The following is an 18,556-nucleotide window of genomic DNA, read 5'->3' as shown; positions in this document are numbered from 1 at the left end:
TCTTGCTCGCGGAACTTCTTATTCTTATGAAGATAGGACTGGAAGGCCTGTCCGGTATGGGTCCATTCTCTCTGTTTCCTGTGCTGCCATCAGTGCGTAAGCTTCATGAAGAAGCCGGCCTTCTGAAGTGCCGGGCGCAGTGCCGCATACACGGCCACAGATACGACGAGGGATACGACCGCGTTGATCGTGGTGGCGACGAAGTTGATCTTCAGGGACAGATCCGCTGCCGGCTTTCCGAGGATGAGAATTTTATACCAGTAGCCGATGATCGGGTCTGCAAACATGTTGAAGATCAGACCGCAGGCAGCGGCGATGATGGTCCAGCGAAGGATGTGCTTCGGATCATCGGTCGTCGTGATGCCGCCGATTCTGTGTGCGACGAAGCCGGTGATGAGACCGATGAGCAGCTTGCAGAACAGTGTTTTCGGTACGAGCGGTACATAGACCGGATCCAGCAGATCACCGATGCTCATGCCGATCGCACCGGCGATACCCCCGAGCGGACCACCGATGATGAACGCACCGAGTACCACGACGGCATTTCCGAGGTGGATGGATGTCATATCCGCACCGACCGGAATCTTGATCTGCAGGAAGGTGAAGACTGCATAGGAAAGCGCTGCGAACAGAGCGGCAAGCGCGAGCTGATAGGTTTTCGAGTTTTTCATAGTGTTGTCTCCTTAGGTGTGTTCAGGCATCTGCCTGTTCTGCCCTGCATTATAGGTTACAGCTGGCGATATCGTAACTACCAGATAATATTTATTTTATATAACCAGATGGCTGGATGAGACCACATCTGCTATAGAATAGACAATGGATCGTCTGGGAGCCGCAGGAGACCTGGCTTAGATTTTTCCGGCGGCGGAGTTCTGTGCTTCTGTTACCGGTCCCCTGCGTCTTCTCTTCGACATTGATATAAAGCCGATTTATATCTGACTCCAAACAGCAAGTATTATACAATAGCAGATACGGGTGCTATGATTTCACCATCAGCTGAAGGAAATCACTTAAGAAACTGATGAACGTAAAGATGAAAACATCGGAATGAAAACACCGATGCAGACTGCAGAAGCCACCTGAATCATAGAGGAGAGTTTGGGCGCCTCGCAGATAGGAACGCGCAGCCGGAGCTGCAGAAGGAGAACATCATGCCGAAGAAGCCATATGTAGACAGAAATTACGGATTTGATACCAAGGCCATCCATGTAGGACAGGAAAACCCGGATCCAGCCACCGGTGCGAGAGCGGTTCCGATCTACCAGACCAGCGCATTCGTATTTAACGATGCGGATCATGCAGCCGCCCGTTTCGCGCTGAAGGATGCAGGTAACATCTATGCGCGACTGACGAACCCGACTGAGGATGTCTTCGAGCAGAGAGTCGCCGCCCTCGAGGGTGGTGTCGCCGCCCTCGGTGTTGCATCCGGTGCAGCTGCGGTTACCTACGCATTTAAGGCCGTTGCGCATGCCGGTGACCACATCGTTTCCGCGAAGAACATCTACGGCGGAACCTACAATTACCTCGCCCATACCTTTACCGACTATGGCGTAACGACCACGTTCGTCGATCCGTACAATTACGAGGAGGTAGAGGCAGCCATCCAGCTGAACACGAAGGCCCTCTATGCCGAGACCCTCGGTAACCCGAACGGTGAGGTCCTCGACCTCGACAAGTGGGTAGAGATCGCTCACAAGCATGACCTCCCGCTCATCATCGATAACACCTTCGCAACCCCGGTACAGATCCGTCCGATCGAGCACGGTGCCGACATCGTCGTTCATTCGGCGACGAAGTTCATCGGTGGTCACGGAACCACCATCGGCGGCGTCATCGTCGATGCCGGCAAGTTCAACTGGAACCAGCCGGAGAAGTGGCCATGGCTCGCCACGAAGAACGAGTCCTACCATGGTGTGACCTTCGCTACCGACTGCGCACCGGCCACCATCGCTACCTATCTTCGTGCCATCATTCTGCGTGACGAGGGCGCAACCCTTGCACCGCTCAATGCATGGCTGCTCCTGCAGGGCATCGAGACCCTGGCGCTCCGCGTAGAGCGTCATACCGAGAATGCACTGAAGGTCGTCGATTACCTGTCGAAGAATCCGCATGTGGCCTACGTTTCTCATCCGGCTGCCTCGAAGGATCCGGTACAGCAGGCCCTCTATCAGAAGTACTATCCGAACGGTGCCGGCTCCATCTTTACCTTCGACATCGACGGTGACGAGCAGAAGGCGAAGGACTTCATTGATAATCTCGAGCTCTTCTCACTGCTGGCCAATGTTGCCGACGTGAAGTCTCTCGTCGTACACCCTGCAACCACGACCCACGCAGAGTGCAACGACGCCGAGCTCGCCGATCAGGGCATCAAGCGGAACACCATCCGTCTCTCCATCGGCATCGAGAACGTCGAAGACATCATCGCTGACCTCGACCGCGCATTTAAGGCCGTCTTCGGAGACTGATAAAATTTCATAACACAGATCATCTCGTAAACCGGAAGCCCCAGGCTTCCGGTTTTTTCGTCCATTATTTGAAGGATATGCTGACATCTACAGTCTGCTGTGCTGCCAGAAAATTGTGCAACAGTCTGTTGCACAATTTTTATTTCAACCAATGTGCTGAAAAATGTACCTGCCCCTGTGCTATCATAGAGCTATCAGAAAAAAGGCAGGTAGCTTATGAGCTTACGTTTCATTTTCGGCGCGAGTGGCGCTGGTAAAACCGAATATCTTTTACAGTACTTCTTGAAGCACGCCCCGGAGAATTTCCGTAAGAACTGGTTCCTGATCGTGCCGGAGCAGGATACCCTGGCGATGCAGAAGAAGATCCTCGCGCATTCGGCGAATCCGGGCGGCGGCATCCTGAACATCGATGTGCTGAGCTTTAACCGTCTGGCCTATCGTGTCTTCGAGGAGCTCAGTCTTCAGGCGATGACCATCATCGACGATACCGGAAAGATCATGATCCTCCGCTCCATAACGGAGAAAATCAGGGGGAAGCTGCGCCTGTACCGGCGTGAGCTCAACAAGCCGGGCTTCCTCGAGAGTCTGAAGTCTCAGATCTCTGAGTTCTATCAGTACCACATTACGCCGGAGATGCTGGACCTCGCTGCAGAGCGCGCCGAGTCGCAGTATACCCGGAGTAAGCTCCAGGATATCGCGCTGATCTATGAGCATTTTCAGCAGTACATGGAGGAGCACGGCTATCATACGCAGGAGGAAATCCTCGACCAGCTGTATGCGCACCTTCCAGAGTCTCAGCTGCTGCGGGATGCGGTCGTGGCATTCGATGGCTTCACCGGCTTCACACCGATCCAGCTTCGTATTCTCGAGGAGATCCTGCCGGTGACAGCGGAGACCCTCGTGAGCTGCGAGGTGAGTCTCGATGCACACGACTCGATCTATGAGCTGCGCGGTCCGGAGGATCTTTTTTATCTCTCACGGCAGACTGTGGCGAAGCTGACGAAGATGGCCTCCGATCTGAAGCTTCTGGTGGAGGCACCGATCGATGTGAACCGCTTCGATGCGCGCACCGGAGAGCCGCGACCGGCGGGTGCGGTACTGCCGCGCTTCGTGAAGGCACCGGCGCTCTCCACGATCGAGGCACGCCTCTACCGCTTCGACGCAGCGAGTGAGAAAGCAGCCCCGGACAGCTCCCTTGTGATCCGCGAGGCGGCGGATCTCCGTCAGGAGGTCGAGGCGATGGCCACCAGTATCGAGGAGGCCGTACGTCGGGATGGTCTCCGCTACCAGGACATCGGCATCATCCTGACGAATCCGGAGAGCTACCGGGACATCGTCTATAAGGTATTTTCCGAGGCGGACATTCCGTACTTCTTCGATGACCCGGCAAGTCTGCTTGATTCTCCATACGCGGAGCTCATGCGGGCGGCACTGGAGGCCGTCGACCGGAATTTCAGCTTCGATGCGGTCCTTCGTTTCCTGCGTGCCCTGCCGTCTGTAACACCGGAGAAGGAGCAGCATATCGACCGGCTCGATAATATCCTGCGGGCCACCGGTATCCGTGGTGCTTCGAAATATGACGCGGTATGGACGGAAGCAGATGGTAGTGTGGGCGAGCGGGAGGCCCTCCGTCAGGAGCTGATCCTGCCGTTGCTGCATCTTCGCACGCGGTCCGGCGAGCGTGGTGCGAGCGTGGCGACCCGCGTGGAAGCACTGGAGGCGCTGATGCATGAAATTGCGGCCCCAGAGGCCATCGCAGCGCTGGTAGCTGCACTCCGAGCGGCCGGTGATCAGAACCGTGCGGAGGCGCTCGAGGAGAGTGTGACGGCGATCGATGCGGTGCTCCGGCAGCTTCGCTCGCTGCTGGGGGAGACCTCGGTATCCCGCGCAGAGTTCCGGGACGTGCTCGATGCTGGCCTTCGTCAGGCCTCGGTGCGCGTGATTCCGGCGACCCTCGACCAGGTCGTGATCGGTGATCTCACGCGCTCGCGCTTCTCGAATCCACGCCTCTTTTTCGTGGCCGGACTGACGGCGGATGAGGTGCCGAAGGCAGAGCCCGACACGAAGCTGCTGACCGACCGGGACCGCCATCTGTTCAGGGACTTAGACATTGAACTCGCCCCGGACCGGGTGGAGAGTGCGCTCGTGCAGCGCTTCTATATCTACCGTGCACTGCTGAATCCGTCGGAGCGCCTGGTGCTGAGCTATGCCCTGAAGGGGCGTGACGGCAAGGGCTGCCGTGCGTCCGGTCTGATCAAGGAGATTCGCGATATGTTCACGGAGCTTCCGGTGGAGAAGCTGCGTGATCGTGCGCCACGCGCCTACACGATGAAGGAGGCCGAGCGTCTGATCGCCGGCGCGATGCAGGAGCTCGAGACACTGGCCGCGCAGGACGCAGGGCCAATGCTGACGCCGGAAGCACAGAGGACGGCGCAGGACACGGCGGCGGGCACCAGGACAGGGGATGCGGCAGCTTCACAGAATCATCGTGCGAAGGCGCAGCAACAGGAGACGGCGAAGCTGACACGTCTGCTGGAGTATCTCGCCATCCTCGACCGGGATCCGGCACAGCATGCGAAGGCGCAGCAGCTGATGGCAGCGGCGTTCACGCATTACGAGGAGGATATGCTGTCCCGGAAGGTCGCTGAGGAGCTCTATGGCGGACGGATCCTCGGTTCCATCACGCGCCTCGAGCGCTACAGCCAGTGCGCGTACCAGCATTTCCTCCGCTATGGTCTTAAGCTGCAGGAGAGGGAGAGCTTCGATCTTCAGATGTATGATATCGGAAATCTCTACCACGGAGCGATCGAGCAGAGCTTCCGGCGTACGCTGGAGGCGGAGAAAAAGCTGGAGACGCTCAGCGAGGAGGAGCTCGGTACACTCGCGGAGGAGAGCGTTACACAGGTGTCCGCGAGCTACAATCATGGACTTATGATGGATACGGCGCGCAACCAGTACCTCGTACGGAAGGCGACGGCCATCACGCGGACGACGCTGTGGGCGCTGGCAGAGCAGCTGCGCCGTGGCGAGTTTCATGTGGACGGACTCGAGAAGAACTTCGACTACATCCGCGACGGCATGCGTCTCACCGGGCGGATTGATCGTGTCGATGTCGCCCAGGACGAGGGCCATGTCTACGTAAAGGTCATCGACTACAAGTCCGGAAAGACGAGCTTCGATTTAAGCCGCGTCTACAACGGAACGCAGCTGCAGCTCACGACCTATATGAATGTTGCGATGAACGCGTATCAGCTGCGCTATCCGGAGAAGGAGATCGTGCCGGCGGCGATGTTCTACTATCGCATCGACGATCCGGTGCTCGATTATGATGCGGCAGCCAGTGCGGAGGACCGTGAACGTGCACGTCTCCGGAAGCTGATGGTTGACGGCCTCGTGAACACAGAGCTGTCGGTCGTACAGAAGCTGGATACGGGCATCGAGAAGGCGTCGGATATCCTGCCGGTGACGATCCGGGCGGGTGCCGTCGATGCGACGAAGAAAAATGTCGCCTCGACGAAGCGCTTCCGGGACCTCGGACGCTTCGTCGACCGGAAGATGCAGGGCTTCGCACAGGAGATCCGCGATGGCCGCATCCGCGTCGACCCGATCCGGATCAGTACGGATACGACGGCCTGCAGCTGGTGTCCGTATCATAGTATCTGTCGCTTCGACCCGCGGATCGACGGCTACGCCTACCGGAGCGGAGAGAAGCTTTCGGCAGAGGAAATCTGGAACGAGATTTCACCAGAGGAGAAGAGTGATGCAGTGGACGACTGAACAGGAAAGTGTAATCAATCATACAGCGGGTGATCTGCTGGTCGCCGCAGCGGCGGGCTCCGGCAAGACGGCGGTGCTCGTGCAGCATGTGATTTCCCGGATCATGGACCCGGTGGATCCGGTGAAGCTGTCCGAGATGGTGATCATGACCTTCACAGAGGCGGCGGCACAGGAGATGCGGGACCGGATCAAGACGGCGCTTGAGGAGAAGCTCCGGGAGCATCCGGACAGCGCAGAGCTGATCCGCGAGGCCGGCAGTATACAGAATGCGAGCATCTCCACCATCGATGCCTTCTGTAAGCATTTCATCACGGAAAACTATGCGGCGATCGACCTCGACCCGGGCTTCCGCATGGGCGACCAGGGAGAGCTCCGGCTGCTGCAGGGCGATATCCTCGAGGATCTGCTGGAGGAGGAGTATGCGGCCGGCGAAGCGGATTTCCTTCACTTCGTCGACACCTTCGCGCAGGGAAAGACCGACGCGGGCATCGCAGAGCTGATCCAGAAGCTGTACGAGAGCGCGGCCTCCCACCCATGGCCGGAGGAGTACCTCGAGGACTGTCTCGCGGCGGAATCCGCGGATGGAAAGAAGTTTCTGCTGGAGCAGCTCGCAGCGCGTCTTCGCGATGATGCGGAGCGGATGGGCTATGCGCTGTCCATCTGTGCTGAGCCGGATGGACCGGAAAGCTATCTTACGAATGTGGCGCAGGAAAAGCAGGCCCTCCAGTATGCGGCCGCAGCGGAGGATCTTTCAGAGCTGGTTCTCCGAACGCAGGCGATCCGTTATGACCGCCTGAAGCCGACGAAATCCGCACTGAAGACACGCGTGACGGCGATCCGTGATGAGGTGAAGAAGGATACGAAGGACATCGCCGGGCTGTCGGTCGCCCTGGATCCGGAGGCGGAGGAGAAGATGGAGGCGGGCATCGAGTGCAGCCTGCGTGGCCTCGTACGTCTCACGAAGAAGTTCAGTGCGCGCTACCAGGAGGAGAAGGAAAAGCGGCATGTACTGGATTTCAGTGATCTCGAGCATAAGGCGCTGGAGATCCTCTATACCACGGATGCAGAGGGCGTCCGCCACCCGTCGGCGATCGCGGATGATGTCGCACAGCAGTATCGTGAGATCCTGGTGGACGAGTACCAGGACTCGAACTTCGTGCAGGAGGAGCTGATCCGTGCCCTTTCGGCGGCACGCTTCGGTCGTCCGGATGTCTTCCAGGTCGGTGACGTGAAGCAGTCCATCTACAGCTTCCGTCAGGCGCGCCCGGATCTTTTCCTCATGAAATACCAGGATCCGGACTATCCGAAGATCGAGCTGAGCCGGAACTTCCGAAGCCGCAACGAGGTAGTGCGGGCGGTCAACCGCGTGTTCCACCGCGTGATGCGCCCGATGCTGGGCGGCATCGACTACAACGAGAAGGTGGCGCTTCACTATGGTTATCCGAAGGCACCGGAAAGTGAGGACATCGATCCGCGCTATCAGACAGAGCTTCTGCTGCTCGAGGTCTCGAAGGAGACGTCAGAGGAGCTGTTCGGTGCACAGATGTCGAAGGAAGAGGCGGAGTCCCATATGATTGCGGAGCGCATCCAGCGCCTCCATGCGGATGGTGTGAAGTACCGTGATATGGTGATCCTGCTTCGCTCCCCGGGCTCCTGGGCGGATACCCTCGTGGAGATCCTCGGTGCGGATGGCGTCCCGGCCTACTGCACCAGCAACGAGGGCTATTTCGATACCGTCGAGGTGGAGACTGTGCTGGCGCTGCTCGATGTCATCGATAACCCGCAGCAGGACATCCCGCTGGCGGCCGTCCTCCACTCGCCGATCTACCGGTTTACGGACGAGGAGCTGGCAGCGCTCGTCGCACACTTCGGATCCCTGCAGGCCGCGCTGCCGCAGGTATCTGAGGCCAATGCTGCCGACGGTACAGCCGATGGCAGTGCGGATGTGAGCGACTGCGGAAGAGCGGAGGCCGACGCGGTCGACGGCCCATCCGCGGAAAACGAGGCGAAGCCTCCGCTTGCACCGGCACTGCAGGCGAAGCTCGACCACTTCTGTGCAGACCTCGCGCGCTACCGCGCCATGGCCCACTACCTGTCGATTCATGAGCTTCTGTACCGGATCTTCGACGAGACCGGCTACGATCACTATGTCTCGGCGATGCCGGCGGGTCGGCGTCGAAAGGCGAACCTCGACGCGATGATCGATATGGCGCTTTCCTTCGAGAAGACCTCGTACAAGGGCCTCTTCGACTACATCCGCTATATCGAAAAGCTGAAGAAGTACGACAGTGACCAGGGCGAAGCGATGGTGTTCTCCGATCAGGATGACCTCGTACGCATTATGTCGATCCATAAGTCGAAGGGCCTGCAGTTCCCGGTGGTCTTCCTCTCCGGTATGAGCCGGAAGTTCAACACACGCTCGCTGAACGAAGCGGTGCTGGTGGATGCGGAGCTGGGCATCGGCTGTGATTATGTGGACCTCGAAAATAAAGTGAAGATTCCGTCCCTGAAGCGGGCGGCGATTCGGAAAAAGCTGGAGACCGACCAGCTCGGCGAGGAGCTTCGCGTGCTCTATGTTGCGATGACACGCGCCGAGGAGAAGCTGATCCTGACCGCTACGACGGGCGACATCGAAAAGCTTCTCCAGAAGTATCCGGATGCGGATGCACCGCTCTCCGGGGCGGCGCTCGAGAGCGCCCGCTGCTATCTCGACTGGATCATGATGGCCGAGGGTGCTGAAAAGCTGCAGCGGGTCGGTGCAACGCGGGATGTCATCGAGCTCTTCGATTATACCCTGCACGATATCCATCTCGCCGCGGAGCAGACGGCACTGAACCGTCTTCGCCAGGCAGAGAAGCTGCAGCAGGCCGTCGCCGCAGTGGACCCGGGCGCGGCATCCTATGTGGAGGCCATGGCGGATCTTTTCTATCACTATCCGCATGCGGCGGCGACCCGGCTCTATCCGAAGCACTCCGTCTCCGAAATCAAGGAAACGGCGATGGAGGCCTTCGAGGAAGCCCACGCACGTGCCGGCCGGGAGCATTGGCAGCTCAAGGTGGATCACAGCGAGACCGATCCGTCCGGCAGGACCCAGGAAAAGCCGGTGCACTACCAGGAAAAGGCGGGCGCAGATGTCGGCGATGCCTATCATCATGCGCTGGAGAAGTACGATTATCTTGATGCGGCGGATTTCATGGCGCAGCTCGAGAAGAAGCTGCCGGAAGCGGAATATAAGCTCGTAAATCCGAAACGTTTTCAGGCCTTTCTGCAGTCACCGCTCGCGGCACGCTTCCGAAAGGCGCAGGCGGCGGATACACTCTACCGTGAGCAGCATTTCATGAAGCAGGTGCCGAATGATTATCTCTTCCCGGGCAGTGACACGTCGGAGCCGGTCATCCTGCAGGGCATCATCGACGCCTTCTTCATCGAAGACGGTGAGATCGTTCTCGTGGACTACAAGTCCGACCATGTCCGGGAGGCGGAGACGCTGATCGGACGCTACCAGAAGCAGCTCGAGCTCTACGCGGAGGCCCTCGAGAAGATCACCGGGCTCCGGGTGAAGGAAAAGCTTATCTACTCCATCATCCTCGAGCGGACGATTCCGGTATGATATTTCATAAGTATATAAAAAGACCAGGCGGGCAGTCGCTCGTCTGGTCTTTTACTATGCATCTATGTGCGCTGTGCGTGGTCTCAGGCCTCCGGTTCCGCGTTTTCCGTCTCCGCGAGGATGATCTCCTTCGCGTAGGGGAGGGTCTCGATCCAGTGGCAGAAGGTATGCCACTCGTCGAGCTTATGATTCTTCCGTGCGAAGTAGATGTTGATCAGCGTCTCATAGTTCAGGGAGATGGTGCGCATCTGGTTGTAGGACTCCGGGAGCATCTCGATGAGATCATACCAGTCGGCCTTATCCTTCCCGTTCTCCATATAGCGGAGGCGGATCTTCTCGATCTCCGCGATGTAATTCTTCATGATCTCGAGTGCATCGTCGGTCAGATGATCATGCGAGAAATCTTCGAGCTCGATCGGCTTACTGTGGATTTTATGCATGGTTGAGGTAGAGTTTGCGACGGTCGCCACCTTATAGGTATCGTACTCCTTCCACCAGTAGAGCGGTGCTGTGACATCACAGCAGACGAAGATCTGGCGGACATACTTCCGGTGATCGGAGCCGGCGAGACGGAGACGCTTTGCGAGGGAGAGATCATTCGGTCCCAGCACATAGTTTCCATCCTCATCGTAGTAGCTGTCGGAGCGTGCCCAGGAGTTCAGCGGATTCCGGGCACCGCGCATCGCGTTTTCCAGATTCATCACGGATGTTCTTTCGACTTTTAACATGTATACCTCTTTCTTATGTGTATCGATTTTTCGATCAGGTTTGGGTCAATGCCTCTATATTAACAGATATCGCAGGGAAACGGAATACAGATCAGGCATGGGCCGGAGATCAGGTAGCGGAACGGTTACGCAGAAGGGACCTCTCCGTAGGGCTTCTGCTGCCTGCGCTCCGGGCTTCCTGACGAATCCGCAGTGGCTTCAACTTTCGTCTACTTTGTCAAAAAAATGCGAATAATTTGTTGAAATTATACTAAATCACTTAATCACCATTGCTATTGACTGAGCAAAATGCTATAATGTCTTTGAATGTTAAAGAAATAACAAACCTCGGCGGGCGGACACATCGTTCGTGATGCGACAGAGGCTTGTCAAAAAGAAAGAAGGAATATACTATGGCTAGATTCTGTTTACCAAGAGACATTTATCACGGTAAGGGCGCATTAGCAGAGCTCAAGAACTTCAAGGGTAAGAAGGCGATGATCTGCGTCGGTGGTGGATCCATGAAGCGTTTCGGTTTCCTCCAGAGAGCAGAGGAGTACCTGAAGGAGGCTGGATTTGAGGTTCAGCTTTACGAGGGTATCGAGCCGGATCCATCCGTTGAGACCGTTATGAAGGGCGCTGCAGCCATGATCGAGTTCCAGCCTGACTGGATCATCGCGATGGGCGGCGGATCACCGATCGATGCTGCGAAGGCAATGTGGATCAAGTATGAGTATCCAGATTGCACCTTCGAGGATATGTGTAAGGTATTCGGTATTCCGGAGCTTCGCCATAAGGCACACTTCTGTGCGATTTCCTCTACTTCCGGTACTGCAACCGAGGTAACTGCCTTCTCGATCATCACGGATTATCAGAAGGGCACCAAGTACCCGATCGCTGACTTCGAGATCACACCGGATGTTGCGATCGTTGATCCTGAGCTTGCAGAGACCATGCCGAAGAAGCTCGTTGCGCACACTGGTATGGATGCGATGACACATGCTATCGAGGCGTATGTTTCTACCGCAAACTGCAACTACACCGATCCGCTGGCAATCCATGCCATCGAGCTCATCCAGAACAACCTTGTAAAGTCCTACAACGAGGATATGGTTGCGCGTGATACCATGCATGATGCACAGTGCCTCGCTGGTATGGCATTCTCGAACGCACTGCTTGGTATCGTTCACTCTATGGCACACAAGACCGGTGCTGTATTCGCTGATTACGGCGCACACATCATCCACGGTGCCGCAAATGCTATGTACCTTCCGAAGGTTATCGCTTTCAACGCAAAGGACGAGACCGCAAAGAAGAGATATGGTGTCATCGCTGATTACATGCACCTCGAGGGCGCAAACGATGATGAGAAGGTTGCAAACCTCATCAAGTATCTCCGCAAGATGAACGATGAGCTGAACATCCCGCACTGCATCAAGAACTATGGCGCAGATTCCTATCCGACAGAGCAGGGCTTCGTACCTGAGGATGTATTCCTTGAGAGACTCCCTGGCATCGCAGAGAGAGCGATCGGTGATGCATGTACCGGTTCCAACCCTCGTCAGCCGTCTCAGGAAGAGATGGAGAAGCTGCTGAAGGCTTGCTACTATGACACAGAGGTAGATTTCTAATCAGACCTGATCTGATCCATACGAAAGCTTAGTCAATGACTTTTTCTCTTAAAAGGAGCGCCGCCCATCCGGGCGGCGCTCCTTTTTGGGTAAAACAATGGGCGCAGGGCCCTGGAGGCCCTGCGCCCATGAAGATTCAGATTATTCAAGATATGGGAGAAACGCGCTGGCGAGTCCGAGGAAGATGAAGAATCCGAGGACATCCGTCGCAGTTGTCACGAAGATACTCGACGCGAGGGCCGGGTCAGCATGCAGCTTCTCGAGCGTGAGCGGTACGAGGAAGCCGAAGATGCCGGAAACCACGAGGTTGCCGATCATCGCGAGGAAGATGATGAGTCCGAGATAGACATTGCCATAGAGAAGGGCGACCACGATGCCGGTAACGAGACCGGTAGCCGCACCATCGACGACGCCGAGCAGGATCTCCTTCACGAAGGGCTTCCAGTTCTCCTTAAACGTGATCTCGCCGTTTGCGAGCTCACGGACCATGACGGACATGGTCTGGGTGCCGGCATTGCCGCCCATACCGGAGACGATGGTCATCGTCGCGGAGAGGGCGACCACCTTCGCGATGGTCGATTCAAACATCTTGACGGTGAAGGACGCGAGGAATGCCGTCAGCAGGTTGATCAGCAGCCACGGCAGACGCATGCGTACCGATTCCCAGAGGGTCGTATCGAGACCCTCCTCTGCGGAGGTACCTCCTAAGTGCGCGATATCCTCATCGTGCTCCTCATTGATGACATCGATGATATCATCGACGGTGATGATGCCGAGGATGGAGCCCTTACTGGACACGACGGGGATGGCCTGCAGATCATACTTCGATACGACCTGGGCGACCTCCTCCTGATCGACCTCCGGCTCGACGGATACGACCTGATCGTCCATGATCTCGGACAGCTTCGTGTTACGCGGAGAGCTCAGGAGATCTCGGAGGTCGACGGTACCGACCAGCTTCTTCAGGCGCTCCTCGTCGGTGACATAAATCGTCTCGATGACCTCGGTCTTCGGACCGATGTCACGAATCGTGTCGAGTGCCTGGGCACAGGTACGGTCCTCACGCAGGGCGATGTACTCGGTGGTCATGATACCACCGGCACTGTCATCCGGATACTGCAGGAGGGTATGAATGATCCGACGGTCACCGGACTTCATGCGGTTCAGCAGTCGCTTCTGATGAGCGATTTCCATCTCGCCCAGGATATCTACGATATCATCCTTCGACATGTCCTCGAACATGGCGAGCAGGGTATCATCATCGAGGTGCTCACTGATACGCTGACGCGTGTCATCATCTGCCTCCTCCATGATCTCGGTCAGCTGTTCGGTATTCAGGAACTTCGGGAGCTTCTGCAGGTCCTCATCATCGAGGTCATCGACCTCTTCGACGAAGTCGGCCGGCTGCATCTCCTCGTAGTACTCACTGATTTCTTCCTTATTCCCCTCGTCGATGAGCTCTTCGAGTTCGTCCTCACGTTCCGGTTCGTCTTCCCGGTCCTCATCGAAGTCATCGGTATCAGTATGGATCTGGCTTCGCTCATCATCGTCTGATTTTTTATCATCATCCGGGATGGACTCGAAAAGGTCGGTCAGGTTCGGGCGCGACTCCTCCGGAATCTCCGGTTCGTCGTCTTCCCATGAACGGGGATCGACATTCGAAACAGACTTTCCTGCAGCGCTTGTTTCCTGATTCAGCTTATGTTCTTCATCCTGCTGCTTCAGTTCATCCATGGCGCACCTCCTGATCTATGCATGAGGGCAGAAACCCCTGCATACCGTTTACTTCTCTTCCCATTTTAAAAATTCGGCTTCGATATGGCAACCTTTTTTTGAATTGTACGGACAGATAAGCATCCACCGTTTTCCTTATATATAGGAAGCGGCATCACTGACGATACAGAAGTGGCAGAAAACGTACTTTCTGCTGTGAAGCAGCCGGAGAATATATGAATGATATGTATAAAAGCCATAAAGAGATCGTTAAATAAACAGCAATCCTGTGAAACTTTTGTTGAGATTGCGATGGGAAATGTTATAATAAAAGTATTGTGATTCAGTCGCAGAAGTCGCTCTGCGTTCTGGAATCTCAGAGAACGAAGAACATGGAGGAAATCATGTACGAAATAACCAAAGTTGAGCACCTTGTTGACAAGGACTGGCTTATGGTCATCAAGGCACCATTTGTTGCCAAGAAGTGTGAGCCTGGTCAGTTTATGATTGCGAAGCTCGGAGAGCTGGGCGAGAGAATTCCGTTTACCATCGCAGATTACGATCGGGAGGCAGAGACCATCACCATCGTATTCCAGGTAGTCGGTGCTTCCACCGAGAAGATGAGCCACCTGAAGGCCGGTGATTCTTTCACGGATATCGTAGGACCGCTCGGCAGACCGTCCGAGATGATCGACACACCGATCGAGGAGCTGAAGAAGGAGTCATTTATCTTCATTGCCGGCGGTGTTGGTGCTGCGCCGGTTTATCCGCAGGTGAAGTGGCTGCATGAGCACGGCATCGAGGCGGATGTCATCCTCGGTGCGAGAAACAAGGATCTTCTGATTATGGAAGAGGATCTTCGCAAGGTGGCGGCCAATGTCTATGTATGTACAGATGATGGCTCCTACGGCGAGAAGGGTGTCGTAACCGACATTCTGAAGAAGCTGGTCAATGAAGACGGCAAGAAGTATACGAAGTGCGTAGCCATCGGACCAGTCATCATGATGAAGTTTGCCTGCCTCACCACAAAGGATCTCGGCATCCCGACCATCGTTTCCATGAACCCGATCATGATCGATGGTACCGGCATGTGCGGTGCCTGCCGTCTGATCGTCGGCGATAAGGTGAAGTTTGCCTGCGTGGATGGACCTGAGTTTGATGGACATCTCGTAGACTTCGACCTCGCGATGAAGCGTCAGAGACAGTACAAGGATGAAGAGGGAAGAGCGATGCTCGCATTACAGGAGGGTGCTACACACTCCGGCGGCTGCGAAGCAGATAAATAATCAGGAGGCAGAGAATGGACGTTAAGAATAGAATTCCTGTCCGCGAGCAGGATGCGAAGGTAAGAGCAACAAACTTCGAAGAGGTTTGTCTCGGATATAATGACGAAGAAGCACACCTTGAGGCGACCCGTTGCCTCGAGTGTAAGAACCCTATGTGCGTGAAGGGTTGCCCTGTTTCCATCAACATTCCGGGCTTCATCCATCACGTAAAGGAAGGCAATATCGAGGCAGCAGCAGATGTGATCGCACTGTCCTCTGCACTTCCAGCAGTATGCGGACGTGTCTGCCCTCAGGAGACACAGTGCGAGGGTAAGTGCGTACGTGGTATCAAGGGTGAGGCGATCTCCATCGGTAAGCTCGAGCGTTACGTAGCGGACTGGGCGAGAGAGCATGACTATGTGGCTGCGAAGCCGGGCACACCGAATGGCAAGAAGGTAGCCGTCATCGGTTCCGGTCCTTCCGGACTGACCTGCGCAGGCGATCTTGCAAAGCTCGGCTACGATGTAACCATCTTTGAGGCATTCCATCAGCCAGGTGGCGTTCTCGTATATGGTATTCCAGAGTTCCGTCTTCCGAAGGATCGTGTCGTAAAGCCGGAAATCGAGAACGTAAAGAAGCTCGGTGTAAAGATCGATACCAACGTTATCATCGGTCGTTCCCTGACCATCGATGACCTGCTCACAGAAGAGGGCTTCGATGCCGTATTTATCGGCTCCGGTGCAGGTCTTCCTCGCTTCATGAACATCCCGGGCGAGTCTGCAAACGGTGTTTACTCCGCAAATGAGTTCCTGACACGTAATAATCTTATGAAGGCTTATCGTGATGATTCCGATACGCCGATCAAGGTTGGTAAGAAGGTCGTCGTTGTCGGTGGTGGTAACGTAGCGATGGATGCTGCGAGAACCGCACTTCGTCTCGGCGCAGAGGTACATATCGTATACCGTCGTTCCGAGGAAGAGCTTCCGGCACGTCGTGAGGAGGTTCATCACGCGAAGGAGGAGGGTATCATCTTCGATCTCCTCGAGAATCCGATTCAGATCTATACCGATGAGAATGACTGGGTAAAGGGCGTTCAGATTCAGCGTATGCAGCTCGGTGAGCCGGATGCATCCGGTCGTCGTAGACCAGAAGCGATCCCTGGCGATGTATATGACATGGATTGCGATATGGTCATCATGTCCCTCGGTACCTCTCCGAACCCGCTCATCAAGGATACAACCGCTGGTCTCGACACCAACTCGCATGGCTGTATCATCGCGAAGGAGGAGAACGGACAGACTTCGAAGACCGCCGTTTATGCCGGTGGTGATGCTGTAACCGGCGCTGCAACCGTTATCCTTGCGATGGGTGCCGGTAAGGCTGCTGCAAAGGGCATCGATGATTATCTCATGGGCCGCACCACAGAGTAATCATAAAAGAATTTTGTATACATGAAATTTTCGGCGTGTATTCACTTGAATACACGCCTTCTTTGTGAGAAAATAGACAAAGTTTCCAAGACAGTGTTTTATGCTGTGGAAATTTGAATTTTGCGTCGTTCACGTTTTCGAATTTGCGTGGATTGTTGAAAGGAGATTCATATGACCTATACAAATGAGGTTGAGAACATGTGCCCTATCGCACAGGGTGTTCATCATGGTGCTGCTCCTATTCCTGAAGAGGGAAAGTGGGTACAGTCCAAGGAAGTAAAGGATATTTCCGGATTCACACACGGTGTAGGCTGGTGTGCACCACAGCAGGGTGCCTGCAAGCTTTCTCTGAATATTAAGGAAGGTATCATCCAGGAGGCACTTGTCGAGACCATCGGCTGCTCTGGTATGACGCATTCTGCTGCGATGGCTGCAGAGATTCTTCCGGGTCTTACCGTTCTCGAGGCATTAAACACCGACCTCGTATGTGATGCAATCAACACAGCCATGAGAGAGCTGTTCCTCCAGATTGCATATGGCCGTTCTCAGTCTGCATTCTCCGATGACGGACTTGCCGTAGGTGCAGGTCTTGAGGACCTTGGTAAGGGCCTCCGCTCCCAGGTTGGTACCATGTACGGTACACTGAAGAAGGGACCTCGTTACCTTGAGATGGCTGAGGGTTATGTAACTGACATCGCACTGGATAAGGATGATCAGATTATCGGTTACAAGTATGTTAACCTCGGTAAGATGACAGACTTCATCAAGAAGGGTGATGATCCTACCACAGCATGGGAGAAGGCAAAGGGCCAGTACGGTCGTATCGACGATGCTGTTAAGTTCATCGATCCACGTAAGCAGTGATAAGCTCAGAAGGAGGAAATTAAGATGGCATTATTTGAGGGATACGAGAGACGTATCAAGCAGATCAATGAAGCTTTAAATAAGTACGGTATCGCTGATATCGAAGAAGCTCGTAAGATTACAGAAGACGCTGGCCTCGATGTTTACAACATGGTAAAGGGCGTTCAGACCATTTGCTTCGAGAATGCTTGCTGGGCTTACATCGTAGGTGCTGCAATCGCAATCAAGAAGAACTGCAGAAACGCAGCTGACGCTGCCGCTGCAATCGGTGAGGGACTTCAGTCCTTCTGCATCCCTGGTTCCGTAGCAGACAACCGTAAGGTAGGTCTCGGCCATGGTAACCTGGGCAAGATGCTCCTTTCTGAGGAAACCGAGTGCTTCTGCTTCCTCGCAGGTCACGAGTCCTTCGCAGCCGCTGAGGGTGCGATCGGTATAGCAAACAACGCAAACAAGGTTCGTGTGAAGCCGCTTCGTGTTATCCTGAACGGCCTCGGCAAGGACGCTGCGAAGATCATCTCCAGAATCAACGGATTCACCTTCGTTGAGACTGAGTATGATCCATATACCAACACCGTCACCGAGACAGAGCGCATCGCTTATTCCGATGGCCCAAGAGCGAAGGTTAACTGCTATGGCGCAAACTCTGTTCCAGAGGGCGTAGCCATCATGTGGAAGGAGAACGTAGACGTTTCCATCACTGGTAACTCTACCAACCCGACCAGATTCCAGCACCCGGTTGCAGGCACCTACAAGAAGGAGCGCCTCGAGGCTGGTAAGAAGTACTTCTCCGTAGCATCAGGCGGAGGAACCGGACGTACACTTCACCCGGATAACATGGCAGCAGGTCCTGCTTCCTACGGTATGACCGATACACTCGGCCGTATGCACAGTGATGCACAGTTCGCTGGCTCATCTTCTGTACCTGCACACGTAGAGATGATGGGTCTGATCGGCATGGGCAACAACCCTATGGTTGGCGCTACTGTATCCGTTGCCGTAGCTGTCGCTGAGGCTGCAAAGGCTGGCAAGTTCTAAAGGATTTTTCCACAATTATACGAACGAGGGGTTATCGCTTCGATAGCCCCTCGTTTTTA

The 18,556-nt window shown here is 55.3% G+C and carries 11 protein-coding genes; 8 read left to right on the top strand and 3 right to left on the bottom strand.

Annotated features, from left to right (window positions below; translation table 11 throughout):
• Nucleotides 1-89: 89 nt before the first annotated feature.
• On the bottom strand, nucleotides 90-671 hold the full coding sequence (locus ACTQ52_RS06315; RefSeq protein ID WP_410042384.1) for an ECF transporter S component: 582 nt from the start codon (nucleotides 669-671) through the stop codon (nucleotides 90-92).
• A 480-nt stretch (nucleotides 672-1,151) separates the two neighbouring features.
• Between ACTQ52_RS06315 and ACTQ52_RS06310 the strand changes: the two genes are divergently transcribed.
• The 3 genes from ACTQ52_RS06310 (at nucleotide 1,152) to addA (ending at nucleotide 9,852) form a co-directional block, all read left to right on the top strand.
• On the top strand, nucleotides 1,152-2,465 hold the full coding sequence (locus tag ACTQ52_RS06310) for an O-acetylhomoserine aminocarboxypropyltransferase/cysteine synthase family protein (protein ID WP_410042385.1): 1,314 nt from the start codon (nucleotides 1,152-1,154) through the stop codon (nucleotides 2,463-2,465).
• A 216-nt stretch (nucleotides 2,466-2,681) separates the two neighbouring features.
• Complete coding sequence (locus tag ACTQ52_RS06305) at nucleotides 2,682-6,242, top strand: PD-(D/E)XK nuclease family protein (RefSeq protein ID WP_441982092.1); 3,561 nt, start codon at nucleotides 2,682-2,684, stop codon at nucleotides 6,240-6,242.
• Nucleotides 6,226-9,852 (top strand): helicase-exonuclease AddAB subunit AddA, encoded by a 3,627-nt coding sequence (gene addA / locus ACTQ52_RS06300; protein WP_441982091.1) that lies wholly within the window; start codon nucleotides 6,226-6,228, stop codon nucleotides 9,850-9,852. The genes ACTQ52_RS06305 and addA overlap by 17 nt, the downstream gene beginning before the upstream one ends.
• An 83-nt stretch (nucleotides 9,853-9,935) precedes the next feature.
• On the opposite strand, the gene ACTQ52_RS06295 is transcribed toward addA, so the two are convergent.
• The gene (locus ACTQ52_RS06295; RefSeq protein WP_410042388.1) at nucleotides 9,936-10,580 is read right to left on the bottom strand and encodes a hypothetical protein; all 645 of its coding nucleotides are present in this window, start codon (nucleotides 10,578-10,580) and stop codon (nucleotides 9,936-9,938) included.
• A gap of 392 nt (nucleotides 10,581-10,972) precedes the next feature.
• On the opposite strand from ACTQ52_RS06295, the gene ACTQ52_RS06290 reads away from it, so the two are divergent.
• Entirely contained in the window at nucleotides 10,973-12,190 is a 1,218-nt protein-coding gene (locus ACTQ52_RS06290; RefSeq protein ID WP_410042389.1) for an iron-containing alcohol dehydrogenase, read from the top strand.
• 141 nt (nucleotides 12,191-12,331) lie between these two features.
• On the opposite strand, the gene mgtE is transcribed toward ACTQ52_RS06290, so the two are convergent.
• Nucleotides 12,332-13,924 (bottom strand): magnesium transporter, encoded by a 1,593-nt coding sequence (gene mgtE, locus ACTQ52_RS06285; protein WP_441982090.1) that lies wholly within the window; start codon nucleotides 13,922-13,924, stop codon nucleotides 12,332-12,334.
• A 383-nt stretch (nucleotides 13,925-14,307) separates the two neighbouring features.
• Here mgtE and ACTQ52_RS06280 point away from each other — a divergent pair, with 383 nt between their 5' ends.
• The 4 genes from ACTQ52_RS06280 (at nucleotide 14,308) to ACTQ52_RS06265 (ending at nucleotide 18,497) form a co-directional block, all read left to right on the top strand.
• Nucleotides 14,308-15,189, top strand: a complete 882-nt coding sequence (locus tag ACTQ52_RS06280; RefSeq protein ID WP_410042391.1) for a sulfide/dihydroorotate dehydrogenase-like FAD/NAD-binding protein — start codon at nucleotides 14,308-14,310, stop codon at nucleotides 15,187-15,189.
• Nucleotides 15,190-15,203: 14 nt separating this feature from the next.
• Complete coding sequence (gene gltA / locus ACTQ52_RS06275) at nucleotides 15,204-16,598, top strand: NADPH-dependent glutamate synthase (protein ID WP_441226182.1); 1,395 nt, start codon at nucleotides 15,204-15,206, stop codon at nucleotides 16,596-16,598.
• A gap of 171 nt (nucleotides 16,599-16,769) precedes the next feature.
• Complete coding sequence (locus ACTQ52_RS06270) at nucleotides 16,770-17,462, top strand: iron-sulfur cluster assembly scaffold protein (protein WP_410042393.1); 693 nt, start codon at nucleotides 16,770-16,772, stop codon at nucleotides 17,460-17,462.
• 24 nt (nucleotides 17,463-17,486) lie between these two features.
• Nucleotides 17,487-18,497, top strand: a complete 1,011-nt coding sequence (locus ACTQ52_RS06265; RefSeq protein WP_410042394.1) for a GGGtGRT protein — start codon at nucleotides 17,487-17,489, stop codon at nucleotides 18,495-18,497.
• The last annotated feature ends 59 nt before the right edge of the window (nucleotides 18,498-18,556 follow it).

Origin of the sequence: Oribacterium sp. Sow4_G1_1 (genome assembly GCF_052116105.1) — a bacterium.
Taxonomy (GTDB): domain Bacteria; phylum Bacillota; class Clostridia; order Lachnospirales; family Lachnospiraceae; genus Oribacterium.
The sequence above is the reverse complement of the archived record's forward strand: the minus strand, read 5'-3'. Positions and strand labels throughout refer to the sequence as shown.